Consider the following 23,649-nt stretch of genomic DNA (forward strand, 5'->3'; position numbering starts at 1 on the left):
TCTCCTCATCCCGCGTTCGTCGTGGCGAGGGCTTGGTGCCGTGCTGAGATGTCCTGAACGGCCCGCTTCCAGGCCGACCGCGCGCGGTCGCCCAGCTTGCAGTGGTCCACCGCCCACGACTCCAGGCCGGGAACGATCACCCGCACGACGCTGACGGGGATGTGGGGCGGCGAGAAGTCGACCACGATGGCCCGCTGGATCCCGGACCGCCGCAACCGGTCCAGCATCAGCCGGACATCGTCCATCACATCGTCGTGCCGGTACGTGGTGAGGTCCGCGGCGTCGAGCACCTTCTCCATCGGATTCCAGATCCAGGCGCCCTTGTCGAAGGTCGACGATCGGCGCACGTGGTACATGTGCTTCGGCACGTCGGTGCCCGGCAGGGAGATGTCCTCCCGCATCGCCTGGATGTCGACCACCCGGCCCTGTACGCATTCGGTGATGGCGCGGATGATCGCCACCTCGGCGTCGGGGTGGGTGCCGAACCCACCGTGCCCCTGCGACACCGTGGGACCCATGTCCTCGGCCGTGGCGGCCATGAAACTGGGGATGCCGAGGTCGCTGTTGAGCTGGATGACCCGCATCTCCAGACGTGCGGCATGGATCTTGGCGATGAGTGACTGGGCCCGCTCCGGCAGGGAGGCGACGGAGACGTGCGGATTGAGCTCCCTCAGGTAGCCGGTGATCTCACGCGACTGCGTGGGCACCGAGGACAGCCCCTTCTCCAGCACCTGGCAGAGCTGACTGCTGAGCACCTCGCTGATGGTGATCGCGTCCCTCTCGATCACCTCGCACAGCGCGTGGCAGATCGCTTCTTCGAGGGTGTTGCCCGAGGCCAGACCGTTCGTGGTAGTGATCTTGTAGCAGGGTGCCTCGTGGAACTTCGGCGAATAGCAGGCGCCGTCCTGCGGGACGAGCACCTCCTCCTCGTTCAGCATGTCGTACCCGAGGGTCCACGAGATCGGCAGGTCGTCGGCGTAGTAGGGGGCCAGCTCGAAGACGTACTCGCCGGGGTGCATCACGGACCTGCCCTGAGCGATCAGCTCGTCGTACGACGCGATCGCGTCGGGACGCCTCGGCAGCCAGGCCGAGAACCGCTCGATGCCCTCCATCACCGCTGAGGTCTTGGCGTCGATCGCGGTCAGGCCTTTGCCGTTGTAGACCGAGATGATGTCGTTGGAGCGCGGCGAGATGGCGTTGTAGACGGGTATCCCGATCCGGTCGAGGCCTGTGATGTCGGCGACCCGGGTGATGCCGGCGCGCAGGAGGTGCGGCGCGACCCGGGCGTAGGTCTCGGAGCTGGTGATCTCCCGGTGGACGCCGATGCCGTTCGCCTTGGGTGCGTTCGTACGAAGCTTCACCGCGTCTCCTCCCCGTCCAGCACGACGCTGGCCCGGCCGTCGCCCTCGTAGTGGTAGGTCAGTGTCAGTTCGTCTCCCGGCTTCACCGTGCGCCCGTGCGCGAAGGCCCATCCGGCGGTGTACCAGTGGCTCCGGTCGCTGCCGTCCCATGGTGCGGTGGACAGATAGGTGGTGGGGCCGATCCGGCCCTTGAAGAAGACGATGGCGGCGTTCACCACCCCGGGGCGCGACACCGGCACGGTCACGGTGTTCGCGAACTTCCGTACGTCAGTGTGCAGGTCGAGGTCGTACAGCGGTACGGGATCGGACATCCGCTCCCAGTGCTGCACGTTCTCCGGGCGCTCGTAGAAACCCGCGACGCGCTTGTTGTCCTCGTCCAGCATCGGGGAGAAGTCCATTCCGAACCTGTCCTGCCAGCGCTCGATGTGCTCGGGGAGGATGCGGTGGCGCGCCCGCATGTCCTCCGGCATGCACGCGAGGTAGACATAGCTCTCGAAGGACTCGGGGATGAGCCGGGCGTCCGGCGTCAGGAGCCGCCTGCGGGCATCCTGGAGGTTCTCCCAGATCACCATGTCGAGGCAGTCATTGCCGACGATGTCGGTGGTCAACACGGTGGCCCGTTCCGGCAGTTCCGTCGTCGTCGACCAGCCGCGGATCATCGTCACCTTGTCCGCGTATCCGTTGTGCGCGATGACCTTGGCGGCGAGGTCGCCAGAGCGGGCGGGTTCGAGGGCGTAGACGTGCCGGGCGCCGGCGCGTGCGGCGGCGAGCGCGAGGATCCCGGAGCCGGTGCCGAGGTCGAGGACGACGTCGTCGGGGGTGACGGTCTCCTCGATCGCCTTGACGAAGAGCCCCTTGCGCAGCGGGTCCTCCAGGATGGCGATGTTCAGGTAGGCCAGGCCGTATCCCCCGATGGGGAACATCAGGTCGGTGTAGCCCTCCGGGGCCTCCGCGGTGAGGACGCCCGCGTTCACCATCGCGGTGAGCGTGCCGATCAGTTCCTCGACGGCCCGGTGCCCGGTGAGCCTGGGCCGCAGCCGCTGGACCCCCTCGGCCAACGTGCGGGGTTCGTAGAACACATCGAGCAGCGACATCGCGTGGTGCCCGAACTCGAAGATCCGCCGATCGTGATGGACGCGCACCTGATGGGCGCTGTCCACTTCGACGAGGAGTTCGGGAACGCGACGAAGCACGGTTGTGGCACCTACGGTCACGTCAATCCCCCTTGTTCGTTCTCTTCGTTGTTGACGGATGGAGCCTGTGGTGCGACCTCCGCGGCGCGGACCAGTTCTCGCAGCAAGGCGGGCCGGTAGTCGCCCATGGAGCCCCGCTCCGTCGTCTCACTCGCGACCGCTAGGCCCTCTTCGGGTTCCACGACGGTGAACCCGTCTTCGCGCAGCTGCTGTACGTTGCGGCGCACGGCCGGCTTCGCCCAGGTGGTGGCGTTGGTCGACGGGACCACGATCGCCGGGCAGGACAGGGCCATGAGCGTCGATGTCGCGAGGTTGTCCGCGATGCCGTTGGCCAGCTTGCCCACGAGGCCGGCCGTGGCGGGCAACACGATGGCAACCTGGGCCCAGTCCGCCAGTGACACATGCGAACGTGCTTGATCCGGCAGGTCGTCCCAGTCGACGTAGACCTCGCACCCGGCGACCCGCTTGATCGAGTCGACGGTGACAAGGCGGGTGGCCATCGGGGTCAGGACGACCCGGATCCGGCGCAGCAGGAGCCGGTCCTTGAGCCACAGCAGGATGTGCGGCAGGCCCAGCACTGCGACGGAGCAGGAGCCGAACACCATGAGCTGGACCCTGCTCAGGTCGTGTCGTGTCTCGCTCATCGGCCTCCGTCCTCCACGAGGTCCACCAGTTCCCGCCACCGCTCGGTGACCTTGGCCACCACCTGTTCGAGTTCGTCCGCCGAGCCGGTCCGGACGGCGGCCTGCGCGTAGTGCTCCAGCAGCCGGTCCGCGACCAGGGCGGGGAGCCGGCCCGGTACGGGGTCGGCCTCCGCGCCCGCGTAGCCGGTGAGGAAGGCACGGACGAGCGTCGGGAACCGGCGGCCCCCGGTGCCCACGGCGGCCGACTCGACGAGTTCGGCGAGGAAGAAGGCGATGTCCCGGTCGGGATCGCCCACCCCGGCCTCCCGCCAGCCCTGCACTACAGGTCGGTCCAGCGGCACCACCAGACCGGAGGAGAACCGGCCGTGCACCACGCTGTCCGGACGGGGCCGTGCGCCTGCCGAGACCGCGGCCGACGCGAGCACTCCGTTGCCGAACCCGGCCAGACCGGCACGTTCGGCATCCACCCTGTCCGTACGGGCGGAGCCCGGGGGCAGCCATGCCGCGTGGCGACGGATGGGCAGAAACCCCGCCTCGGCGGCGGGTGTGGCGTGCAGGCGACCGAGGAAGGCCCCGAGGTCTTCGCACGCGCTCGCCCAGTGGTCGGCGTCGGCATCGGGTGGGGCGCCGAAGAGGGCGTCGCACAGCAGCGCGGGTGTGGGCATCACCGGCCAGGCCGCAAGGTCCGGACGGGTCAGTTCGGGGAGCGCCGCCACTGCCCCGCCGGCGGCGGGCACCAGGTCGGCCAGCCGCCGCATCCCGGTGGCGTCCAGGTAGTCACCCGGCGCCACCGTCTGCTCGAACCACCGGTACCCGGCTTTTGAGCGTACGCAGCGGCGTGCCACGAACGGGCCGTCCATTGACCGCACGGTGGCCGCCGTGGCGGCACCGGCCGTCATTGCGGCACCCCGAGCAAGGGCCGGGGGGCCTCGTAGGGCCGTTCCACCGACAGGCCCTCGCGGCGGAACCGAGCGGCGACCGCCGCGACCCGGCCGTCGAGGTCGGTGACCCCCCGGGCGTGGGCGTCGACGAGACCTTCGGCCACCAGGGCGCAACGGTTCTCCCCGAAGCTCACCGTGCGTCCGCGCAGCTGCGGTTCCACCGCGAAGGAGATGCCGGGCAGCAACGGCTTGACGAAGCAGGGCCGGTCGTCGCGGAGGCTGCCGGCGAGCTGGGCGTGCATCTCCGGTACCACGGCCCGGTGTGCGAGCCAGTCGGACTCGCGCAGGTACAGCACACCGGCATCGCGCCGGACGTAGGCGGTCGGGTCGTTGGCCATCTTGAAGCTGAAGGGGACACGCCGTCGGTTCACGGCCGTCGTCACGACGCGCATGACCTCAGGGGCTACCTCCGGCCCGGTCGGCGTGAAGTAGATCCGGACCATCGTGGAATCGTCGGACTTGTGCGGCGGCCCCTCGTCCCCCACGGCCATGTACCAGCCGAGCACCGCGTAGCGCCGGCACGGCGGCAGGATCACCGAGACCGACGCGCCGACCTCGACCGGATCGTCGTGCACCAGTTCCTCGGGGGCCGCGAGCACCGAGATGCCGTCCTTCTCGACCAGCCAGCCGCCTTCCCTGGCCTCGCGGACCCGCCACCCCGGCACGCGGTAGCCGGTGCAGGTGTTCGCCGCGTGGAGCAGCTCGGTGAATGCGTAGTCCTCGTGGTCCACCAGTGCCGCGACCGCCCGGCCACCGCCGACCAGCAGACGGGCGGCGGCGTCGTCTCCCGCGTAGTAGGTCAGGTAGATCAGGCGGGAGAGATAGGAGACCACCGGGTAGTCGGCTCTCGCCTCCATGTCCCTTGGCGGGGTCAGCGTGCCGAACCGGGGGTGCCAGAAGGTGCGCTCGTCGAGGATGACCACCTCGTCGGCGATGCGCCGGACGACGTCGAGGTACTCCGTCATTTCGTGATCACCTTCAGTGTCGGGTCGGCGATGAGCCGCTTGCCGTACAGGAGGCACAGGTGTCCGACCTGGGTGAGCATGCCTAGTTGCTGCAGGCGCATCGCGGCCTGGAGCAGCAGGGAGACTCCTGCGTACCTCAAGACGCGCAGTTCCATGTCCGGGGTGATCCCCGACAGCGTGCGATAGGCGTTCAGGAACGTGCGGGCGTTGCGGCGCGCTGCGCCGAGGGCCTCGGTGTCACCGTGTCTGCGGACCGACTCGACCAGGAACTGGCCGACCAGATAGCCGACGTCGTAGCACGGGTCCCCGAACCCGGCGAGCTCCCAGTCGATCAGGCGCACCACACAGTCCGCGCCGGGCTCACGGGGGAACAGGATGTTGTCGTCCCTGAGGTCGTAGTGGACGATCGTGTCCGGCCGCCACTGCTCGTGGAGCTCACGGAAGTGCCCTTCCAGCTCCTGCATGACCCGCAGATAGATGTCGAAGTCGAGCCCCGCTCCGTGGGCGTACTCATAGGGCGTCAGCTGAGTGGTCATGGGGACGGGAGGGTGGAGCAACCACTCCGGAAACCTGCGGTACGCGTCCTGGACCGGTGCCCGGTGCAGGTCCGCCAGGACGGCTGCCAGGTTGACCAGGTGGCGGACGTCGACCACCGGGTCGCGCTGCGTCAGTTCACGCAGGCTGTCGCAGTCCTTGAGCACGTCCAGAGCTATCGCGCGCGTGCCGCCGCCGCTGGCGACCAGCCGGGGCACCGCCTGCCTGGCCCTCGGTGACAGCTCCAGGTCGTTGACCATGCCCAGCACGACGCGTTCGTAGTCGTTGTCCAGCTCGGTGTCGGTGTCGGGGAACTTCACCAGGCAGGCCGATCCGTCGGCGAGTTCCACCATGAGAACAACCCGCCGCGAGGCGCACCGCTCCACCTTGACCACTCGGTCCTTTGTGAGCCCCAGCATGTCCAGCGCCGCGCGGTCGGGCTGAAACTCCTCCCCGAGGCTTCCGGCCTGACGCGGCGCGAGGCGCCGACCCGGGCGCGGGGTGAAGAACCCCAACGCCCGGGCGCGCAGAAGCTCGAGTGCTCCTGTACTTTCTGTCGTCACCGCTGGTATCAGCAGTGCGTCGCAGGCGTGACGACGACGGAGACGAAGGTGCCCTGGACGCCCTCGTCAGGGTTCATCCCCACCTGCTCCTCAAGAAACTTCTGAAGTTCCTCGGCGGAAACCCCGGCCAGCTCACTGAACGACGCGTCGATCGAGTCGACTGTGGTCGCCGAGTTCGCTTCATCGGCCTGGATCTGATCGATGAGTTCTTCGATATTCGGGGCTGGCGCTTCCATTTGATTCCTCCCCATCGTGTTTCGCAACCCGAATTGGGCTGCCGGAATATATCCTTACACAGCCGCGCATGGTGAACGCATCGCCTACGAATGGGCAACAACAGACTCTGCAACCTGCGTCACTGTTCAGAAAAGGCAAGAAGCCACCATGGATCACCCCGTTCGATTTTCGCGAAACCCGGGGTGCCGCAGATCGTTTCAAACCTCAGACGGAATCGTCGTCGCGCTGCAGGACAGCCGTGTGCAACTTTCGCAGCTCAGCACCCGGTTGCACTCCGAGATTGCGGTCGAGCAGCTGCCGGCACTCCTGATAGGCGTTCAGGGCCGACCCGATGTCACCGGTTCGGTAATACGCGCGCATCAGATGGGCCCAGAGCCCTTCCCTCATCGGGTGTTCGGCGAGCAGAGCCCGGATCTCCGGAATCAGGAGCCGGTGCTCCCCGAGGCGGAACTGGAGCGCCAGCAGGTCCTCCTGCGCCACCAACCGGAGCGCGTTGAGGGAGTCGAGCTGCCTGCCCAGGACGTCCGCGACGGCGAGATCCGTGCGGCCGGCGTCACCCCGCCACAGGCTCAGTGCGAGTCGCAGCGTCGCCACGGCACTGGTCAGAGCGCCTGCCCTGGTCTCCTCACCCGCGTGCCGCACCAGGCGCACGAAGGTGTCGGCGTCCAGTTCCATGGGATCCACGCGCAGGCGATAGGACGCACCGTCCGACGGCCCTCCGCGCTTGACCGACGACAGTCGCGCCGCCCCCGGGTCGGCGAAGTTGAGTGCTTTGCGTACTTGGGCGACGTAGGACCGGATATTCGGCCGCGCGGATTCGGGCGGAACGTCCCACAGCAAGTTGCCCAACTGCGTCTGGGTCACCAACAGGTTGGCCCGCAGCAGCAAGGCGGCGAGTGCACCCCGGGCCTTGTTCTCCGAGAGCAGCCGGTCAACAGTGTCGTCGCGGTTCGGATCAGAACTCCAGACGACTACGGGACCGAGGAGGCCGAACCTCAGTGCTGAAGACCGACCTGACTGCGCTCCCCGGCTCGCGATCAGGTCGCCCATTTCTTCGCGCGTCCGCGCTAAAGGCACGGTTATGCCCGGTCGTTCCACGTGAATTCCCCCGGTTTTCATGGTCGTCATGCCGACGGTCTCCGCAGCGGACAGGAGCACCGTTGGAACCACAGCCGGCCCAGATGGCCGGACACTGTTGGCTTACATCAGCCTGAACGCTGTTGACACCGCTGAAGCGAAGATGCCGTCCGCGACGTTGACTACATGCAACCTTGACCAGGTTCGTGACTGCCACCCATGGAATCGGACATAATCGAGGTAGCTGCAAACCGCTCCGTCGGCGCGCATCACTGCTGGTCGTCGATGTGACAGGGGTGGTCGCGGATGCGAGGGCGGGTAAAACTGTTCAGGACCCCCCGGCGGGCATCTCCGCAGGTCAGTGACGTGCGGAGATACTCGAATTCGCTTCACACGACCCACGAAATAGGACGATTGAGGCCATATGAGCCTGTCGTTCCACGCGAATGCCTGGTCAGGGCAGCCGAACAGTTACCAGGGCGGCCGCCACGATCATGGCCTGTTGTGACACAACGCCAAATATGGACAGCGCCTATCACGATTCTTTTCTGCTCCCAGGGTCCATCATCGGGTGGTCGACCTGATGCGGCTGGCTGCACGCTGCCCGCGGACGCGTCCTGACGGCGGAAGCGTCCTGACCTCGGACGCGTCCTGACCGCGGGCAGAACGCAGGCGTGGCGCAGGCGTGGCGCAGGCGGCTCGTGCAGCGCGCAGGTACGGGCTGCTTCGGTTACGGCCGTCTGGTCCCAGCCACTCAGTTGCAGCGGCTGATCGCCGCGGAGCGGACCGGCCGGCCCAGGTTCTTGAAGCAGTCTCCTGCCTCGGTGAGGTCCGCGTCCCACGACGGAGTCTGTGTCAGACACCCCATGCCGTTTGGGTTAAGCGGCATGGAGGTGTGCGTGGTGCGACCATGCGGTCGCTTCGTCGTAGTGGGCGCGGTTTTGAGGCAGCAGCCCGTGGAGGATACCGACGAGACGGTTGCCGACCTGACCTGACGGAGGGCGGGGTTGTAGTCGGCATCCCGGGCTCGTTGCTCGTCGTATTAGTGGCGGGTGCCAGGTGATGCCTGCAGGGCACAGAACGCCTGGCGTCGGATGAGCAGGCGGCGTGAGGCCCCCTCCAAGGCGGACAGGGTCTGCACGATGGCCAATCCCTAACAGCGCCATCGCATCACGGGCCCGCCGTGGACGTGGCGGTGGGGCCCCGGCTGCACGGTCAGTGCACCGGCCTCCAGTAGGCGGACGCCTCGTCCAGAGTGCGCCACGGCTGCTCCCGCGTCGGGTCGTCCCAGATCAGGCAGCCCCACACCAGCCCGGGCACATCGGATCCCATCCGATCGGCCGGCCCCTCGGTGAGGGTGCAGAACACCTCGTCGAAGTAGCCGGCGATGGAGGGAAATCGGGCAAGACCTTCCGGCGGCTCGCTCAGGTCCCAGCGGCCCATGCCGTCGTCGGACACCCAGTGACCGGATTCAGGGCCGGCCTCGTCACGGGTCAGCCACGGCACCGTGGCCAGACCGCCCCACCCATCCTCCCTCCCGACGCCGGGAACCCGCAGCCCCAGCGCCTGGCCCGGGGGCAGGATGATCCCGTCGGGCAAAAACGCCCCTGAGCCGACCTCGCCTTGCTCGTCTTCCTCGATGACCTGGTGCTCCACTCCCCCGCACAACCGCCACAGGGCGACCAGCTCCAAAGGAAGCCCGAAGCCCAACTGCCGGCGAAGCTCCGCGTCCGCCGCGCCGATCTCCCCCTCAGGCACCGGCGGAAGCAAACTTTGATGCGACAGCGGCGCATGCTCGGCCAACCACTGCTCGATCCGGGCCCAGGCCGCCTGCACCCGGCGTATCTCTTCGCTCATGCCGAGCACCGTACCGACAACAGGCGCCCACTGAATGTCGGTTGCGGCCCCACTGGGCACCAGCATCCTCGCGATGCACGGCCTGTCCGTCGGGGCGCCGCGACGGTCGGGCGGGAGCGTGATGCCCGGCAACCGGTAGACCGACCGGACGGGTGACGGAAACCTCTGTCCTGCCGCGGTCACATACGATCGGTCCCGGCGTGATCACCAAATGACGGCGGCGGCCTGCGCCGGACGCTCGTGCCACCGGAAGGAGCCGACTGCTCCAAAGACTTCAAGCGCTGGTGGAGCGCCAAACGACCACTCCACCGCGATCAGCGATGCGGGCACACGCACGAGAGGAGTCATCCGCAGGTGCCAGCCCGGCCCGGCCGCATCGGCTCCGGCGTCATCGCCCGCGCCAGCAGCAGCACGGCGTCCACTGCTTTCGTCGACGGCCGCAGCACCGCCGCGGGCAGCGTGCGGGTCCGCGACATCCATGATTCCCGGCAGCTCGACGGTGTCCACCGTGCCGTCGTCGTGAACGAACAGCACATCCAGCGGAGCCGAGTCGATCTCCATCGGCCAGGTGACAGTGGCAACCCTTGTGAGGGAGCAAGTGCCGGCCCCAGATGGATGGACCAAGCCCTTCGCCGATCCCCGGCTCTGCGCAGCCATCGTCGACCGGCTCACCTTCCACGGCGCCATCATCGAGACCGGCACCGGGCTCCTACCGCCTCGCCCACACCAAAGCCCAGGCTGAATGAGCCGAAGCCAGCTGAGCACGACCAGTCGCAGCAAATCCCGTTGCGTCATGCCAGCAGTGACCCGACTGTGTCTCTACGGCTGCTGCCACAGCCTGAACGGTCGTTGGCCTATCGAAAAGGACCTCATGCCAGACGTTGTTGTTGTCGGTGCGGGAATCGTCGGCTCCTCAGTGGCCTACCACCTGGCACGTCGGGGCGTCCAGGTCACCCTGCTCGAGCAAGGACCTGCACCGGCCACCGGTGTCACCGGAGACTCCTTCGCCTGGATCGGCAGCTCGGGACGTCACTGGCCAGGCGGAGCGCAAGACCTTCGTGAGCACGTCCTGGCAGACTACCGACGCCTGGAGAACGAACTGCCCCATGTCACCGTCCGCCGGACCGGCTCACTGTCCTGGGCCGGCACACCGGCGCAGGACTCACGGCCAGGGCCAGGCCAGTTCCGCATCGGACGAAGTGACATCGCAGCCCTGGAGCCCAACCTCCGCCACCCACCCGACCAGGCCATCCATACCCCCAGCGACGCAGGCGTCGACCCAACAGCCCTGGCCCAGGCACTCGTGACGGCCGCGGGCGCCCACGGAGCAACCGTCCTCCACAACACCTCGGTCACCTCCTTGCAGATGACCAACGGGCGCGTCCAGGGAGTACTGACGTCGACCGGGCTCCACACTGCCGCAACCGTCGTACTCACTGCCGGAACAGGCATCCCCAAGCTCTGCGAGCCACTGACGGCCGACCTGGCCATTGCCGCCTCCCCAGCCACCCTCGCGCGGGTCACAGCACCGCCTGGCCTGGTCAAGACCATCGTGGCCAGACCTGACTTCGAGGTCCGAGAAGTCCGGAGCGGGGACCTCTTGTTGGTCGTGCCGCATGTTGAAGGCACGGCAGCGTTGGAGCGATCAGCGCAAGACGCGCTCCAGCACCTGAAGGCGGCCTTCCAAGGAAGCGACCAGTGCCGCTTGCTGGGCTACCGCACCGGCCAACGCCCCATGCCTGCAGACGGCCCCATCATCGGCTACGCGACACACGACCGGTCCGTCTACGTCGCCGTCATGCACTCCGCCATCAACCTGGCACCCACTGTCGGACGACTCATCGCAGACGAACTTCTGACCGGCAGGCCGGCCCCCCAACTACGCCATTGCCGCCCGCGCGCCCGCTGACATCACTTCTCGACGACATCGATAGAGAAGATGGGAGCTCAGCGACTCCCGAAGCCATCGCGAATCGGCATCCGCAGCCACTGACACAGTTCAAGGTGGACCCGCAGCATGGCCGTGGTGCGGACCTCGTTGGCCACGACCGTGCAGCGGAAGTGCGGAGTGGTTTGGGCATGCGGACGCTGCTGCTCGATCCGGGACCGAGTCTGCGCGGCCCCGTTGGCGTTGCGGGCGGCCATCCAGGAGCCGATGGCGGCAACGGCAGCGACACCCGCGACGGCCAGAGCCAGGGCCAGGGCCGCAATCGTGTCGGTGGTGGTGGTCATGGGGCAGGACGCTGGGTGCCACAGCACAGCCGCCCCGCACCGCACTCAGCCCGACAAATAGGCCGCCAACCTAGCGTCCGCCCCGCCGGTTCTACGAGCACGAAGGGCACCTTCGTGTGCCGAGGAAGCACGTCGAACGAATCGTCGTCGGCGAGGAGCAGGAGGAGCGGGAGCTCCGGCTTGGCGCGTGGATCGGAACCAAACGATTCTCTGTCTGGTCCAGCTGGGCCAGGCAGGTTATCTCCTGAGTTGAGGTAGGGCCGCAGCTTGTCGACGGTCCTACCTCGATGTGTCAGGCCACCCTTCGCAGGGTGGACGCCGGCGCATTGCCGACCTCAGCCCGTTGTATGCCACGTTGCCGGTGAATCGTGATGGCCGGGCCACCGGGCGCGCAAGGTGTCTCAGCTCGTGCAGCCGGGCAGCTTGGCCCGCCCGGACTCGGCGACCTTCTGACCGTTGACGTACATCTCGCTGTAGACGCCGCGGATGTAGACGAACCCGGTGTAGCAGCTGCCTGCCGCGTCCAGTGAACCAACGGAGAAGAACTGCTTGTTGTGGGCGAACTGCTTGTCCGGGTTGAGGGAGACGTCGGACCAGATCTTGATCTCCACGGTGGCGTTGCCGCAACCGCCGCCACGCCGTTCAACCGTGGCCTTGGCCCTGGCGAAACCATCACTGATGGGAACATGCGCGATGTTCGTACATGGCAAAGCACGAGACGACTTTGCTGCGGGTGCTGACTGAGCGGGTGCGGCGGCCAGGAGGGGGAGGGCAAGGAGGGCGGCTGCGGCGAAGCGCAAGGAGGTTTGTTTCATGTACCGGTGATAGCGGTTCACGAACGGTGCGAGCGAACAAAACGAGATTTTGCCACTCGTGCAGAGCATCAATCGTACTGGGTAAACGATACGGCCGGAGGGCTCGTTCGGCATTACGCACCTGAGAGGGGGGTGGCAGTCTGGGCCGACGGGCCTCGCCCGTGGTGCCGTCCCGGATCGCCTGCGGCGCGGTCGGAGACCAGGCCCGCGATGGCACGGTGTGTCTCGGCGTAACCTTCACGACGTAGCGCTGAAGTGGCCGCCACTGGCGCATCTCGGCGGCCCGTGATCACGCAGTCGGAAGTGGGCGGCTGACCTGCTGGTTCATGCGGTGAGGGCGAGGTTGTGCATGGTGGCGACGGCCTGGACGGCGTGATGGAGGCCGTCGCCCCTCTGGCGGCAGTCGCGGAGGATCTTCCAGTTCTGCATGTGGGCGAAGGGGTGCTCGACGCGTGCTCTGACCCTGCGGTGTTCGGCGTTGTCCTCCTCCTGCCCGCGCAGGAGAGGCCGTCCGGCCCTTCTGCGGTGCCGGGACGATCAGGCCGGTGCCCAGGCAGGCGCCATCCGCGATGACCGTCCTCCCGGCTGCCGCGGCCGGCAGATCCGACTCGCGCCAGACGTGAGCGTCGGCCTTGTTCCCCGGCGCCGGGCGGGCGCTCGCGATGACCAGGCGGCTGTCCGCGTCGATGATGACCTGCACGTTCGCCGAGAACCGGTAATTCCTCGACGAGGCGCCAACCGTGCGGTCGCGCACAGGGGTCAACGTTTTGTCCACGATCCACAACCGGTCTGCGTCGGCGACCGGCCGCGGGGCTGGTTCCAGCGCCAGCAGCGGCCGCAGGCGCTGGATGACCCGGCAGACCGTGGCCGAGGAGATCCCCAAAAGCGGTGCGAGCTGTCGCATCGTGAGGTTGGTGCGGTAGTACACCGCCACCAGCAACACGTTCGGCCAGCGGCAGACACCAGGGACGGCCACCACCGGGATGACCCCGCCGCGGGCCCGCACCTGGGGCCGGCGCGGAGATACGCCGGTGGTGCGGGTGCGCGGCCGGTCCTGGCGCCGCTACTCGATCGCCGCCCTGTGCTGCTACCGGCCGGGCGAGCCCTCCCGGCTGATCTACCGGCCCCGCCGCCACTGCAAGCACCACGGCAAGGGACGCAACAGCTTTGCCTGGACCGACTACCGCGACCTCATCGTCCGCGCACACATCCAGCTCAAGGCCCCCATCGTCCTCATCTGGGACAACCTCAACACGCACCGAACCGCCGGAATGCGCCAGTACGCCGCCGAACACGACTGGCTCGCCATCGTCCACCTGCCGCCCTACGCACCGGACCTGAACCCGGTGCAAGGCATCCGGTCGCTGCTGCGGCGTGGACCGCTGGCCAACGTCGCCTTCACCGACGACGACCACCTCGAACGCGCCCTCCGCCGCGGCCTGCGGCACATCCAGCACCACCCCGAACTCATCGACGGCTGCCTCACCGGCACCGGACTTGAGCTGGCCCACCATCCGACAACATCCCGAGAAGGTCAGTAGTACGTCGCCGCGTGCGGGCTCGGCACCCCCGTCACGTCGTCGGCCCGGCCCCGCGCCATCGGGGCCATCGCCACGCGGTTCGCCAGCTCAAGGCGCCCCGCCTTTTACGGCTCCAGCAACTCCCGCATTCCCCCATCCTCCTCCCGCATTTCCGCGTCCCGTGCCCGTCTCGTCTCGTCTCGTCTCGTCTCGTCTCGTCACGACCCCGCGCTCATGCGGCGCTCCGGTCAAGGGCGATGACCTCGACCTCGATCTGCCAGTCGGGCTGGGCCAGCGAGACGACCTCGACGAGGGTGTCGGCGGGGTAGGGCTCGGCCAGGAACTCGCCGCGCAGCGTGATCACGTGCGGGAGGTTCGTTGCCATGTCCCGTACGAAGATGCCGACTTTGACCACGTCCGCGAAGCCCAGGCCGGACGCCTCAAGGACCCGTCCGACGTTCCTGAACGCCTGCCGCCCCTGTGCCAGGAATCCGCCCTCGACGGTCGTCCCGTCCTCCTCGAAGCCCGCCTGTCCGGACACGTACACGAAGCCCCCGGCCCGGACGGCCTGCGAGATCCGGTACGGCGCGTACCAGTCCGGCGTGGTCGCGATCTTCTCGACGCGTCCCACGGTGGCCGCGCTCTCGTTGCTGGACATGCCTCTCCCCTGTCTCGGCGGGTTCCCGGCACCGGGCCCCGCACCGCTGCTACATTACGAAACGTTCCGTAACGCCATAGAAGCTAGGGCACCTCCGAGCGCTTGTCAAAACGAAACGTAACGTCACGCGAGCGGTAGAGTGAGGTCCATGACCCCCGACCCGAACAGTGAACGGCGCAGCGAGCGCGCCCGCCGGGCGATCCTCGACGCGGCGTTCGACCTGGTCAGCCGCAAGGGCTTCGCGAAGGTGACCATCGAGGCCATCGCTGCCCAGGCCGGCGTGGGCAAGCCCACGATCTACCGTTGGTGGCGCTCCAAGGGCGCGGTGGTACTGGAGGCGATGACCGAGGAGCTCGGCGATGACTTCTCCTTCCCCGACACCGGCGACATCGCCGCCGACCTCACGACCCAGATCACCGCGGTGACCCAGCGGCTGATCACCGGCAGGATCAGCGAGGCCTTCAAGGGCGTCATGGGCGAGGCCCAGAACGACCCCGCGCTGATGAAGGCGTTCCGCGAAACGATCCTCGAACCCAGCATCGCGGAGTGCCGGGCCCGCCTGGATTCCGCCGTCGCCGCCGGGCAGCTGCGCTCCGACGTGCCCACCGACGTGATGGTCGACCTCTTCTACGCGCCGGTCCACTACCGGCACTTCCTGGGCTTCGGCGACGACGCGGTCAGGCGCAGCGCCGATCTCGTCCAGGACGTCCTGCTGGGCCTGCGGCCCCGGCCGGACGCGGGGTGAACGTCCGGTGCCCGCCACCGCCCTTGAGCAGACGACACCGCAGCAACTGCCGGGCGGACTCTGCCGAGTAACCGCCGTGCGGCGAGGCGTCGGCGCCCGGGGGCAGTAGCCGAGCGGCAGAGGAATCCGCTGTCCGTGACACTCGGCCGGAATGCAGTCGTCCGGCGGACGCTGGGATGCATGACGACTCTCTACGACCACGCGGGCGGCGACGGGGCACTGCACCACCTGGAAAGAGATCTTCTACGCGAAGGCGCTCGCCGATCCCGTGCTGCGCGAGGCGTTCCCGCACGGCGTGCCGACGCACGTCGACCATCTGACCTGGTTCACCGCCGAGTCCTTCGGCGGTCCCGACCGCTTCACGCAGGAGTTGGGCTTCGAGTACATCGTCAAGGTGCACCAAGGGCTGCGCATCACCGAGGAACAGCGCGAACGCTTCGTCCAGGTTTACCTGGAGTCCCTGGATGAAGCGGGCCTGCCCGATGGCGAACGCTTCCGCGCGGCGGTCCGCTCGCACGTTGAGTTCGGATCCCGCGTGGCCCAGCAGAACTCCCACGCCGAGACGGACGACCAACGCCACCCACTGCGCGAGGTCCCGCACCGGGAGTGGTAGCAGCCGGCCCGCAGGGGTGGTCGTCGGTGCTGGGATCAGGTTCCGGTCGCCCGTGCCGAGCGGATTTGAGCGCGTAGGGCGGGCAGTCGAGCACAGTCCTCAGCTCCGGCCAGACCCTCACCGAGGGCCAGGAGCGAGAGGAGCTGCACCGGGTGGCCGGCCGTGGCCGCGGCCTCCAGTTTGTGGTGACCGTCGAGGAGGAAGTGCGTCAGACCCCAATGCCGGCAGTGGTCGTCCCCTGGACCGGCGGCGGGCTCGCACACGTCCAGGGTGGAGACTGCCACCGCCGTCGGGACCGCCCCCCGGCCCATGAGTTCGACGTACTCCTCGACGCGCTCCCCCACGTTCCACGTCGGGGGAACCATGGGCACGACGAACTCATAGAGGTGAGCTGACGCGTCGACCGCGGTCTCGAAGGTCCGGTAGTACGGCGTGTGCGGATACTCCGGCAGGCCCCAGAACTGGTCGAGCCCCCACGTGGCCACCTGCTCGCCGCTGAAGTAGTCGCCTCCCTGGCCGGGGATGACCAGGCGGGGCTCCAGGCGCAGGAGCATCGGAAGGTAGTCGCCCAGCGGCAGCAACGCACCGAACGCATCGACCACGCCGCTGTCGCCCAGCGCGGCCGGCGTCCCGCTGAGCTGCTCCTGTACACCCTCCAACGACAACGTCTGCCGCGCGGTCTCCAACCGGCGGAACAGCAACGGGCACGTTCCACACCAGGAGCTGAGCTCGAAGGCGGGCTCCCCGTCGACCACGAGCAACCTGCGCCCCGGCCCGCCACCACTCGCAGACTGCTCCGGCTCGAAGCGCAGCCGCGCCTCGGGGGCCGGGACACCGAGCCTGCGCGTCTGGTCCACCTTGATCATCACGGACCGACCGTAGGGGACTCTGCGGATCGCTGCCACCGGATAGTGAGCGCGTATCCGTTTTGGCCTGTCGGGCCGACTGAAGCGCCAAGAGCGTCAGGGGCGGCGTCGGTGACGCCATCTGACGGGCGGTGCACACGTCCTCTGGGGGGTTCCTGGGGGTGAAGTGTGGTGAGGGGCTCAAGATCGGGCACGTGAAGGGGATGCCGGACGTATCAGCACCCGTGATCAAACTGGTGCGGCGGACCACCGAACCCGTCGCGGCGCAGACGCTGCGTTCCACGGCCGCCGCCGTCATCGCCTTCGTCGTCGCCCTGACGGTCCTGCCCGCGCAACCCGCTCCCCTGACGGCCCCGCTCACCGCGCTCCTGGTCGTTCAGGTCACCCTGTACGCGACCCTCACCACCGGTATCCGGCGCGTGAACTCCGTCGTCGTCGGTGTCCTCATCGCCATCGGCTTCACAGCCCTGGTCGGGCTGACCTGGTGGAGCCTGGGCCTGACGATCTTCTCCTCTCTGATCATCGGCCGTTACGTGCGGGTGAACGAGTTCGTGCCCGAGGTGGCGATCAGTGCGATGCTGGTCCTGGGTGTCTCCCAGGCCACGTCGGCGGCCTGGCACCGGGTCCTTGAGACGCTGATCGGCGCCGGGGTGGGCCTGCTGTTCAACCTGCTGTTCGCGCCCCCGGTGTGGACGCAGCCGGCGGGGGCATCCATCGACGGGCTGGCGCGCGGGATGGGCCACATGTTCCGCAGCATGGCCGCGGAGATCGCCGAGGGCCACATCCCCTTTCCGCACGCGGCCGCCCGGCTGCACGAGGCACGGCGGCTGGACCACGACATCGTGCAGGTCGACGCCTCGCTGCGGCAGGCGGAGGACAGTCTGCGGATGAATCCGCGTGTACGGGAGGGACTGCTGTCCCGGGTGGTGCTGAGGACGGGTCTTGACACCCTGGAGATCTGCGCGGTGGTGCTGCGGGTGCTGACGCGGAGCCTGACCGACCTGGCGAAGTTCCGTGCGGATGAGTCGCTGTTCCCGCCGGACGTGTCGGCCGGCCTCCAGGAGCTGTTCGAGCAACTGGCCGACGCCATCGAGAGCTTCGCCCGGCTGATCACCACCCAGGTGGCTGCCAATGGGGAGGAGGCCGAGGAGCGGCTGACCGGCGCCCTGGCCGCGAGCCGGCTCACCCGCGACCGGGTCGCCGAGCTGCTGCTGGAGGACGTGCAGGAGCATCCCAGGCAGTGGCAGCTGCACGGCGCGCTGCTCGCCGAGGTCGACCGGATCCTCGACGAGCTGGATCTCGACAAGCGTACCGAGCGCCTCATGCAGGAGCTGGACCGCCGCTCGGCGGAGGTCAACGAGCGCTACCCGCGGCTCGCGGCGCTGCGCCGCCGTCTGCGCGGCGGGAGCGGCACGGAGCGGCGGCCGACCGTGGAGACCTGAGGCCCCACAGGCGTGGAAGACGTGCGGGGTGAGCGGACCGTGCTCTCACCGCCCCCGATTCGGCCGGACCTGGTGCGGGTGGGGCGATCCCGCAGCACTGCGCAGCGGGTGCCCCGTGCGTGTCTGTCCGCCGCGGGTTGGTGGTGCTCTACACCCTCGGGTGGAGATGAGGGCCCGGCTGAACCTGCGTGGTAGGCGCATGTCAGTCGGCCACGCGATGTCCGGGGCGAATGCCGGACCGTAGCGTGCTCCTCGCGGCGCAGGGTGCGCCGCGTGCATCGGTGGTCAGCGGGGCAGGAGTCATCACGGCACCGCACGGCACGACACGGCAGAGCACGCGGGCCGTGCCCGCGTCAGCCGTGTCAGCGTCAGCCGTGGCCGCGGTGTCGGCAAGCGGTACCGCGGCCACCGGGGAACGAGCCGCGGCGGTGACCGAGGTCAGTCACGCCGCCGCGACGAACCGCTTTCGTGCCGCAGGCATCAAGTGATCGTCCAGCGGCGGCTGTTCCGACCGCCAACGCCCGAACTGCACCTCGTTCGACCAGCTCAATCTCAACACCGCCCGGGGCGCCGTCACCCTCGACAGCGCCAGCGGCTGCACGCTGACCATCACCGGCGGCACGGAGGTCGGCCACGCGAGCGGCACCTACAGCCACTGGAACGGCTACAGGCTGGACTTCAGCCCGACGACCTGTGTGTCGAACTACATCACCGGTAACTTCACCCGCATCGCGGACCGCAGAGACGGCGCCAAGCAGCACAAGTCGGGCTCCGGCAACATCTACGCCCGCGAGAGCAACCACTGGGACGTCACCTACTACAACTGCGGCGGCTGCTGACCCCGCCGACGGTGACGGCGCGTTGGCCATGGCGGCGGGCGCGCCTACTCCTTCGTCCAGGACGGCGTCGCCGCCCTTGATGTGTCGGGACGGGTTGAGGCCCTTCTCCATCAGGTCGACCGCCCACAGCATCGACTGGACGCCCTCCAGTTTCGCCAGGCCGGGCGTAGTCCCGAGCCGGAACCCGCCGGGCTGCGGCTTGCCGGACGCCGCGTAGGGCAGGAAGTCCAGCGGGCTGTCGCCAGGGCTCGGGTGGACGACGCAGTACGGTCCTCGCGCTCCAGGCGAGTTGCCCACCGTCTCCTAGCGCGCTTCTGTGTGGGGGGCAGCCTCGATGAGGGCCATGTTCTCCTCGCCCCACTGCCCCAGCGGGGCCATTGCCTTGTTGAGTGAGCGGCCGAAGTCGGTCAGGGAGTACTCCACCTTCGGCGGGACCGGGTGAAAGTCCTGACGGTGCAGCAGCCCGCTGGCTTCCATTTCCTTCAACTGGAGGATCAGCACCCGTTCGCTGATGCCGGGCACCGCCCGCCTCAGCTCCCCGAAACGCAGCGGCCGCTCGTCGAGCGAGAACAGGATCAGGCCCTTCCACTTGCCGCCCATGACGTCAATCGCGGCGTCGAGCCCGCAGGTGTAAGTCCGCTTCCTGGTGTGCGTCTTGTTCGTGTCGTTCGCGTGCGTCATCGGCGCTCCCACAGACAGAAATGTAAGTACCCACAAAATTGTCGGTACTTGAGGATATGTGGGTGTGACGACCAGCATGGAGGCGTTAAGCAAGAACCGGAAATGGAGCACACATGAGCGGCATCAACCGCACCCCTGTCACCGTCATCGGGCTCGGCTCGATGGGCGCGGCACTTGCCCAGGCGTTTGTCCACGCCGGGCACCCGACGACCGTATGGAACCGCAGCGCGGAGAAGGCCGCGCCCCTCGTCGCTCTGGGCGCCGTCCACCACGAGGACATCGCGGAGGCGGTCGCTGCCAGCCCGCTGGTCGTCGCCTGCCTGACCACTTACGACGCCACACTCGCCGCCCTGGCCCCGGCCGCCGCCGCGCTCACCGGGCGCACCCTGGTCACCCTCAACTCCGGTACGCCCGGCGGGGCGCGCCAGATGGCTGACGAAGCCGCCGGGTACGGAGCCAGGTTCCTCGACGGGGCTGTGAAGAACGTACCCGTGGCCGTTGGACTGCCGGACACGCTGCTCTACTACAGCGGCGACCGGGCCACCTTCGAGGAGCACGAGGCGACGCTGCGCGTGCTGGGCGGTGACACCGTGCACCTCGGGGAGGAGCCTGACCTCGCGGCTCTGTACGAGTCGGCCGTGGGCGCCACTTTGCTGCCCTCTCTCATCGGGTTCTTCCACGGCGCCGCGCTTGTGTCCTCGCGTGGGCTGAAGGCCACCAGCACGGTTCCGTACTCCATGAAATGGCTGGAGATGATTATCGCCCTCCTGCCGGGCATCGCGGAGGAGATCGACAGCGGCGACTACAGCAGACCGTTGTCCTCCGTCGGCAACTTCTACGAGGGGATCGCTTACGACAAGGAACTGGGCGAAGAGGCGAACCTCGATGTCGCCTGGACCGAGCCGATGCACGATCTGCTGCGGCGTGCTGTCGCCGAAGGCCACCGCGAGGAGAGCATCTCTGTGCTGTACGAGTTGCTCAGAAGGCCCGGGCAGGCGGCATGACAGCGGCGGAGGTGCCTGACTCTTGGCTCTGTCCCGCCGGCCGGCATCAAGGTCCGCGGCCTAGTCGGCCGTTCCCGTTCCCGTCCCCGCACACGCCCGGACGCCGTCGCCGGAGACAAGGCGTACTCCTCCCGCGCCAACCGTGCCAACTGCGCCCACCTGCGCCCACCTGCGTAAACGGAACATCAAGGCCCGTCTTCCCGGAGAAGGAGGACCAGACTGCGAACCGCAGGAACAAGGGCTCACGCGGCGGACGCCCCGGCAGTCACGACGCGACTGGCGGGGCCTCACCATCCGCTACGACAAGACCTCCGCCAGCTACCTCGCCGGGCTCCACCTACGCGTGCCACCGGGTGATCTCAACCCAGAACACGCCCTAGTGGTTGTCGTGCCCTTGTGGCGGCGTGCCTGGCTGCTGTCCCTTCTCCACGACGACGAACTGCCCCATCATTCCGCCGTCTTCGTGTGACAGCAGATGGCAGTGGTACATGTATGGGGTATCGGGGTCGGCCGGACCTTCGAATCGCATCGCCAGTTTCATCGTCGTGCCGTTCGGCAGGAACACCGTGTCCTTGGCCCCGCGCAGCTCGGGCGGTGGCTCCTTGCCGTTCACCTCGAGCACCCGGAACTGGACATCGTGCACGTGGAAGTTGTGCGGCATGCCGTTGTGGTTCCTGACGGTCCACGTCTCGGTGGTGCCCCGCGTGACGGTCTCATCTATTCGGTCCATCTTCATCGCGCGCCCATTGATCCCGGACTCCTTCAGGTCGAAGAACCGCCCGCGTGCTGAGTTCTTACCGTCGGGCACCTCCAGCTCGCCCAGCTTCTGTGGAATGTCGCCAGAAGCGCGCAGCTGCTTTGCGGCCCTCAGCTGGAGGACGTCGAAGGAGTCGTCGCCCCCACTGAACCGCTGCTCCCACGCACTGCCGTAGTTGTCCTGCGGGAAGCTGCGCAGGACGGTCTTCTCGCCCGGCTTCATGCGCACGACGATCTCGGCCCGTTCGCCGGGTGACAGCTGTATCCGTTGTATGCGGGCCGGCTGCTCGAGAAGACCGCCGTCCGTGCCGACCAGTGAGAACGAGCGGTCGTCCGGGAAGCCGAAGTCGTATGTGCGGGCCGTCGAGGCGTTGAGCAGCCGCAACCGGATGAGCTCGTCGCCGACCTCCTGGTACGGGCGGAGCGTGCCGTTGACCATGGTCCGGTCGCCCAGGAAGCCGACGTGGCGCATCATGTCGTGACTGTGGTCGAACTTCGCGCCGTCGAACCTGACGTCCTGCACGATCACCGGCAGATCGTCGACCCCGTACTTCTTGGGCAGCGTGAGCCGCGTCGACTGCTTGTCGTCGACAAGGAACATCCCTGCGAGGCCGCGCTGCACGTGCTTCTCCGTCGCGCCGTGCGGATGCGGGTGGTACCAGAGCGTCGATGCGGGCTGATCCACCGTCCAGTGTGGACTCCACTTGCCGCCCGGCCTGACCATCTGGTGCGGGCCGCCGTCCATCTTCGCGGGCAGGTGCATGCCGTGCCAGTGCACCGTCGACGCCTCATCCAGGCCGTTGCGTATCCGCACGCGGACCTTCTCGCCGCGCTCCGCGCGCAGCGTCGGCCCCAGGTAATCGCCGTTGAAACCCCAAGTGGATGTCTTCCGGCCGTCCTCGAACTCCTTCTCACCCGCCCGCATCCGCAGGTCGAAGACACGGGTTCCGTCCCTGTCCACGCGGGACTTCGCGAGCGGAGGTATCGACAGTTCGTTGTCGAACCGCTCCTCGCCGACCGTGCTGATTTTGGCGTCGTTCCACAGCCACAGGACACCGCCGCCGATCGCCAGCGCCGCGACGGTGACGAACGAGCCAAACACAACGAGGAAGCGCTTGAGTGGGGACATGCTTCAAGTTTCGCGAGGAGCCCCGCCCGAGACATCGGGGAACGCCCCCGATCCAGCCCCGACCCAGACCCCGAGGGTTCTCAGGGATCCGACCCTTAGTGTTGCCGGAGTGTTGCCGGTTTTCCACGGTCAGTTGGTTGGCAGCTCGCACCAGGTGATCGACGTCGGTCCGCAGCTGGGGGACAGCTCCCGCGTGTGCATGGCTCGAAGCTTTGGAGGCCTGGTGACGCTGGGTCGCGCGCCGTGACCACGCTGGGTCAGCCTCGGCGGCGGCCGAGTGATTGCCCCACTTCGGTTCGATGCTCTGCACCGAGCGCGCTCGCCAGTGCCGCGCGGATGGCGTCCTCGCCGACCGGCCGGCCCTTCTCGTTCGAGGTCGGCCCGTACGGGGTCCCCCACACCGGCGTGCCCGTCGCCTGCCGCCAGCTATCGGCCAGCGGTCCCGCGTCCACCACGCTGTACCCGATGGATTCGATGAATTCGGTCACCGCCGCCTTCGCCGAGGCGGAGTCCCCGGCGATCGGCAGGTACGAGCGGTCGGCCGCTCCCGCCGGGCGGGCGAGTGACAGCAGGTGCTTGAAGGAGATGTTGTTGAACGCTTTCACGAGCATGGCGTTCGGGATGTACCGCAGCAGCAGCTCGCTCGAGGTGAGCGACTTGCTGTCGAGCTCGGGGATGTGCCCGTCACGCTCGGGGCCGTAGTTGCACGTGTCGATGACCGTCTTCCCGGTCAGTGGCGCCGCAGGCAAGTTCGGGAATGCCTTGACCGGCACCGTGACCACGACGATGTCACCGGCCGCCGCGGCCTCCCCGCTCGTCGCCGCGGACGCCCGCGGACCCAGTTCCGCCACCGTGCCCGCGAGTGTTTCGGGACCGCGCGAGTTGCTGAGCACGACCTCGTGCCCAGCCTCGATGGCGAGCCGCGCGATGGTACTGCCGATGTATCCGCTCCCGATGAATCCCACAGTCGTCATATC

The 23,649-nt window shown here is 68.0% G+C and carries 23 protein-coding genes and 4 pseudogenes; 8 read left to right on the forward strand and 19 right to left on the reverse strand.

The genetic code is table 11. The annotated features are described in order from the left end of the window. Positions 1 to 5: 5 nt before the first annotated feature. The 10 genes from ACZ6JY_RS31380 to ACZ6JY_RS31425 form a co-directional block, all read right to left on the reverse strand. Complete coding sequence (locus ACZ6JY_RS31380) at positions 6 to 1,361, reverse strand: YcaO-like family protein (protein WP_469201259.1); 1,356 nt, start codon at positions 1,359 to 1,361, stop codon at positions 6 to 8. Then, the gene (locus ACZ6JY_RS31385; RefSeq protein WP_469201261.1) at positions 1,358 to 2,554 is read right to left on the reverse strand and encodes a 50S ribosomal protein L11 methyltransferase; all 1,197 of its coding nucleotides are present in this window, start codon (positions 2,552 to 2,554) and stop codon (positions 1,358 to 1,360) included. Before ACZ6JY_RS31385 ends, ACZ6JY_RS31380 begins: the two co-directional genes overlap by 4 nt. Before the next feature lie 17 nt (positions 2,555 to 2,571). Next, complete coding sequence (locus ACZ6JY_RS31390; RefSeq protein ID WP_469201263.1) at positions 2,572 to 3,198, reverse strand: flavoprotein; 627 nt, start codon at positions 3,196 to 3,198, stop codon at positions 2,572 to 2,574. Continuing rightward, positions 3,195 to 4,058: a phosphotransferase family protein gene (locus tag ACZ6JY_RS31395; RefSeq protein ID WP_469201265.1), complete on the reverse strand. Its 864-nt coding sequence runs from the start codon at positions 4,056 to 4,058 to the stop codon at positions 3,195 to 3,197. Before ACZ6JY_RS31395 ends, ACZ6JY_RS31390 begins: the two co-directional genes overlap by 4 nt. 35 nt (positions 4,059 to 4,093) lie before the next feature. After that, the gene (locus ACZ6JY_RS31400) at positions 4,094 to 5,104 is read right to left on the reverse strand and encodes a T3SS effector HopA1 family protein (RefSeq protein WP_469201267.1); all 1,011 of its coding nucleotides are present in this window, start codon (positions 5,102 to 5,104) and stop codon (positions 4,094 to 4,096) included. Beyond that, positions 5,101 to 6,057: a phosphotransferase family protein gene (locus ACZ6JY_RS31405; protein WP_469201269.1), complete on the reverse strand. Its 957-nt coding sequence runs from the start codon at positions 6,055 to 6,057 to the stop codon at positions 5,101 to 5,103. Before ACZ6JY_RS31405 ends, ACZ6JY_RS31400 begins: the two co-directional genes overlap by 4 nt. A 152-nt stretch (positions 6,058 to 6,209) precedes the next feature. Further along, positions 6,210 to 6,437, reverse strand: a complete 228-nt coding sequence (gene tvaA / locus ACZ6JY_RS31410; RefSeq protein WP_469201270.1) for a thioviridamide family RiPP peptide — start codon at positions 6,435 to 6,437, stop codon at positions 6,210 to 6,212. A gap of 205 nt (positions 6,438 to 6,642) precedes the next feature. Next, a complete protein-coding gene (locus tag ACZ6JY_RS31415; protein ID WP_469201272.1) occupies positions 6,643 to 7,566 on the reverse strand; it encodes an AfsR/SARP family transcriptional regulator in 924 nt (307 codons plus the stop codon). A gap of 1,164 nt (positions 7,567 to 8,730) precedes the next feature. Continuing rightward, positions 8,731 to 9,372, reverse strand: a complete 642-nt coding sequence (locus ACZ6JY_RS31420) for an SMI1/KNR4 family protein (protein WP_469201275.1) — start codon at positions 9,370 to 9,372, stop codon at positions 8,731 to 8,733. 204 nt (positions 9,373 to 9,576) lie between these two features. Next, entirely contained in the window at positions 9,577 to 9,933 is a 357-nt protein-coding gene (locus ACZ6JY_RS31425) for a hypothetical protein (RefSeq protein WP_469201276.1), read from the reverse strand. 52 nt (positions 9,934 to 9,985) lie between these two features. On the opposite strand from ACZ6JY_RS31425, the pseudogene ACZ6JY_RS31430 reads away from it, so the two are divergent. Both ACZ6JY_RS31430 and ACZ6JY_RS31435 read left to right on the forward strand, forming a co-directional pair. Continuing rightward, positions 9,986 to 10,118, forward strand: a pseudogene (locus ACZ6JY_RS31430) (ATP-binding protein); the annotation flags it as partial. A gap of 47 nt (positions 10,119 to 10,165) precedes the next feature. Further along, positions 10,166 to 11,281, forward strand: coding sequence for an NAD(P)/FAD-dependent oxidoreductase (locus ACZ6JY_RS31435; RefSeq protein ID WP_469201278.1), 1,116 nt, complete (start codon positions 10,166 to 10,168; stop codon positions 11,279 to 11,281). Between the two features lie 38 nt (positions 11,282 to 11,319). On the opposite strand, the gene ACZ6JY_RS31440 is transcribed toward ACZ6JY_RS31435, so the two are convergent. From ACZ6JY_RS31440 to ACZ6JY_RS31450, 3 genes and pseudogenes are all read right to left on the reverse strand, one after another. Further along, positions 11,320 to 11,604, reverse strand: a complete 285-nt coding sequence (locus ACZ6JY_RS31440) for a hypothetical protein (protein ID WP_469201280.1) — start codon at positions 11,602 to 11,604, stop codon at positions 11,320 to 11,322. A 401-nt stretch (positions 11,605 to 12,005) separates the two neighbouring features. After that, entirely contained in the window at positions 12,006 to 12,215 is a 210-nt protein-coding gene (locus tag ACZ6JY_RS31445; RefSeq protein ID WP_469201282.1) for a hypothetical protein, read from the reverse strand. 528 nt (positions 12,216 to 12,743) lie between these two features. After that, positions 12,744 to 13,567, reverse strand: a pseudogene (locus ACZ6JY_RS31450) (transposase family protein). On the opposite strand from ACZ6JY_RS31450, the gene ACZ6JY_RS31455 reads away from it, so the two are divergent. Further along, the gene (locus ACZ6JY_RS31455; protein WP_469201284.1) at positions 13,460 to 13,960 is read left to right on the forward strand and encodes a transposase; all 501 of its coding nucleotides are present in this window, start codon (positions 13,460 to 13,462) and stop codon (positions 13,958 to 13,960) included. The pseudogene ACZ6JY_RS31450 and the gene ACZ6JY_RS31455 sit on opposite strands and share 108 nt — an antisense overlap. A 211-nt stretch (positions 13,961 to 14,171) precedes the next feature. Here the strand turns inward: ACZ6JY_RS31455 and ACZ6JY_RS31460 are convergent, their stop codons facing one another. After that, a complete protein-coding gene (locus ACZ6JY_RS31460; RefSeq protein ID WP_469201286.1) occupies positions 14,172 to 14,597 on the reverse strand; it encodes a RidA family protein in 426 nt (141 codons plus the stop codon). 148 nt (positions 14,598 to 14,745) lie between these two features. Here ACZ6JY_RS31460 and ACZ6JY_RS31465 point away from each other — a divergent pair, with 148 nt between their 5' ends. After that, positions 14,746 to 15,342, forward strand: coding sequence for a TetR/AcrR family transcriptional regulator (locus ACZ6JY_RS31465; RefSeq protein WP_469201288.1), 597 nt, complete (start codon positions 14,746 to 14,748; stop codon positions 15,340 to 15,342). Positions 15,343 to 15,610: 268 nt separating this feature from the next. Further along, positions 15,611 to 15,955, forward strand: a complete 345-nt coding sequence (locus ACZ6JY_RS31470; RefSeq protein ID WP_469201290.1) for a globin domain-containing protein — start codon at positions 15,611 to 15,613, stop codon at positions 15,953 to 15,955. A 35-nt stretch (positions 15,956 to 15,990) separates the two neighbouring features. On the opposite strand, the gene ACZ6JY_RS31475 is transcribed toward ACZ6JY_RS31470, so the two are convergent. After that, complete coding sequence (locus ACZ6JY_RS31475; protein WP_469201610.1) at positions 15,991 to 16,821, reverse strand: hypothetical protein; 831 nt, start codon at positions 16,819 to 16,821, stop codon at positions 15,991 to 15,993. Between the two features lie 203 nt (positions 16,822 to 17,024). Between ACZ6JY_RS31475 and ACZ6JY_RS31480 the strand changes: the two genes are divergently transcribed. Beyond that, entirely contained in the window at positions 17,025 to 18,263 is a 1,239-nt protein-coding gene (locus tag ACZ6JY_RS31480; protein ID WP_469201292.1) for an FUSC family protein, read from the forward strand. A 230-nt stretch (positions 18,264 to 18,493) separates the two neighbouring features. Continuing rightward, positions 18,494 to 19,102, forward strand: a pseudogene (locus ACZ6JY_RS31485) (hypothetical protein). 48 nt (positions 19,103 to 19,150) lie between these two features. On the opposite strand, the pseudogene ACZ6JY_RS31490 reads toward ACZ6JY_RS31485, so the two are convergent. Both ACZ6JY_RS31490 and ACZ6JY_RS31495 read right to left on the reverse strand, forming a co-directional pair. Further along, positions 19,151 to 19,366, reverse strand: a pseudogene (locus ACZ6JY_RS31490) (telomere-associated protein Tap); the annotation flags it as partial. A gap of 39 nt (positions 19,367 to 19,405) precedes the next feature. Beyond that, the gene (locus tag ACZ6JY_RS31495) at positions 19,406 to 19,783 is read right to left on the reverse strand and encodes a winged helix-turn-helix transcriptional regulator (RefSeq protein ID WP_469201294.1); all 378 of its coding nucleotides are present in this window, start codon (positions 19,781 to 19,783) and stop codon (positions 19,406 to 19,408) included. 113 nt (positions 19,784 to 19,896) lie between these two features. On the opposite strand from ACZ6JY_RS31495, the gene ACZ6JY_RS31500 reads away from it, so the two are divergent. Next, a complete protein-coding gene (locus tag ACZ6JY_RS31500) occupies positions 19,897 to 20,787 on the forward strand; it encodes an NAD(P)-dependent oxidoreductase (RefSeq protein ID WP_469201297.1) in 891 nt (296 codons plus the stop codon). 376 nt (positions 20,788 to 21,163) lie between these two features. On the opposite strand, the gene ACZ6JY_RS31505 is transcribed toward ACZ6JY_RS31500, so the two are convergent. Further along, a complete protein-coding gene (locus ACZ6JY_RS31505) occupies positions 21,164 to 22,672 on the reverse strand; it encodes a multicopper oxidase family protein (RefSeq protein WP_469201299.1) in 1,509 nt (502 codons plus the stop codon). A gap of 257 nt (positions 22,673 to 22,929) precedes the next feature. Next, positions 22,930 to 23,637 carry an NADPH-dependent F420 reductase gene (locus ACZ6JY_RS31510; RefSeq protein ID WP_469201612.1) on the reverse strand — a complete coding sequence of 236 codons (708 nt, stop codon included), beginning with the start codon at positions 23,635 to 23,637 and terminating at the stop codon, positions 22,930 to 22,932. Positions 23,638 to 23,649 lie beyond the last annotated feature (12 nt).

Source organism: Streptomyces sp. NPDC046335 (genome assembly GCF_055587985.1).

Coding starts and splice junctions, on each gene's coding strand:
- ACZ6JY_RS31500 (WP_469201297.1), top strand. CDS start 19,897: ATGAGCGGCATCAACCGCACCCCTGTCACCGTCATCGGGCTCGGCTCG.
- ACZ6JY_RS31390 (WP_469201263.1), bottom strand. CDS start 3,198: ATGAGCGAGACACGACACGACCTGAGCAGGGTCCAGCTCATGGTGTTC.
- ACZ6JY_RS31435 (WP_469201278.1), top strand. CDS start 10,166: ATGCCAGCAGTGACCCGACTGTGTCTCTACGGCTGCTGCCACAGCCTG.
- ACZ6JY_RS31425 (WP_469201276.1), bottom strand. CDS start 9,933: ATGGAGATCGACTCGGCTCCGCTGGATGTGCTGTTCGTTCACGACGAC.
- ACZ6JY_RS31505 (WP_469201299.1), bottom strand. CDS start 22,672: ATGTCCCCACTCAAGCGCTTCCTCGTTGTGTTTGGCTCGTTCGTCACC.
- ACZ6JY_RS31465 (WP_469201288.1), top strand. CDS start 14,746: ATGACCCCCGACCCGAACAGTGAACGGCGCAGCGAGCGCGCCCGCCGG.
- ACZ6JY_RS31460 (WP_469201286.1), bottom strand. CDS start 14,597: ATGTCCAGCAACGAGAGCGCGGCCACCGTGGGACGCGTCGAGAAGATC.
- ACZ6JY_RS31400 (WP_469201267.1), bottom strand. CDS start 5,104: ATGACGGAGTACCTCGACGTCGTCCGGCGCATCGCCGACGAGGTGGTC.
- ACZ6JY_RS31420 (WP_469201275.1), bottom strand. CDS start 9,372: ATGAGCGAAGAGATACGCCGGGTGCAGGCGGCCTGGGCCCGGATCGAG.
- ACZ6JY_RS31495 (WP_469201294.1), bottom strand. CDS start 19,783: ATGACGCACGCGAACGACACGAACAAGACGCACACCAGGAAGCGGACT.
- ACZ6JY_RS31480 (WP_469201292.1), top strand. CDS start 17,025: ATGCCGGACGTATCAGCACCCGTGATCAAACTGGTGCGGCGGACCACC.
- ACZ6JY_RS31395 (WP_469201265.1), bottom strand. CDS start 4,058: ATGGACGGCCCGTTCGTGGCACGCCGCTGCGTACGCTCAAAAGCCGGG.
- ACZ6JY_RS31415 (WP_469201272.1), bottom strand. CDS start 7,566: ATGACGACCATGAAAACCGGGGGAATTCACGTGGAACGACCGGGCATA.
- tvaA (WP_469201270.1), bottom strand. CDS start 6,437: ATGGAAGCGCCAGCCCCGAATATCGAAGAACTCATCGATCAGATCCAG.
- ACZ6JY_RS31405 (WP_469201269.1), bottom strand. CDS start 6,057: ATGCTGGGGCTCACAAAGGACCGAGTGGTCAAGGTGGAGCGGTGCGCC.
- ACZ6JY_RS31475 (WP_469201610.1), bottom strand. CDS start 16,821: ATGATCAAGGTGGACCAGACGCGCAGGCTCGGTGTCCCGGCCCCCGAG.
- ACZ6JY_RS31440 (WP_469201280.1), bottom strand. CDS start 11,604: ATGACCACCACCACCGACACGATTGCGGCCCTGGCCCTGGCTCTGGCC.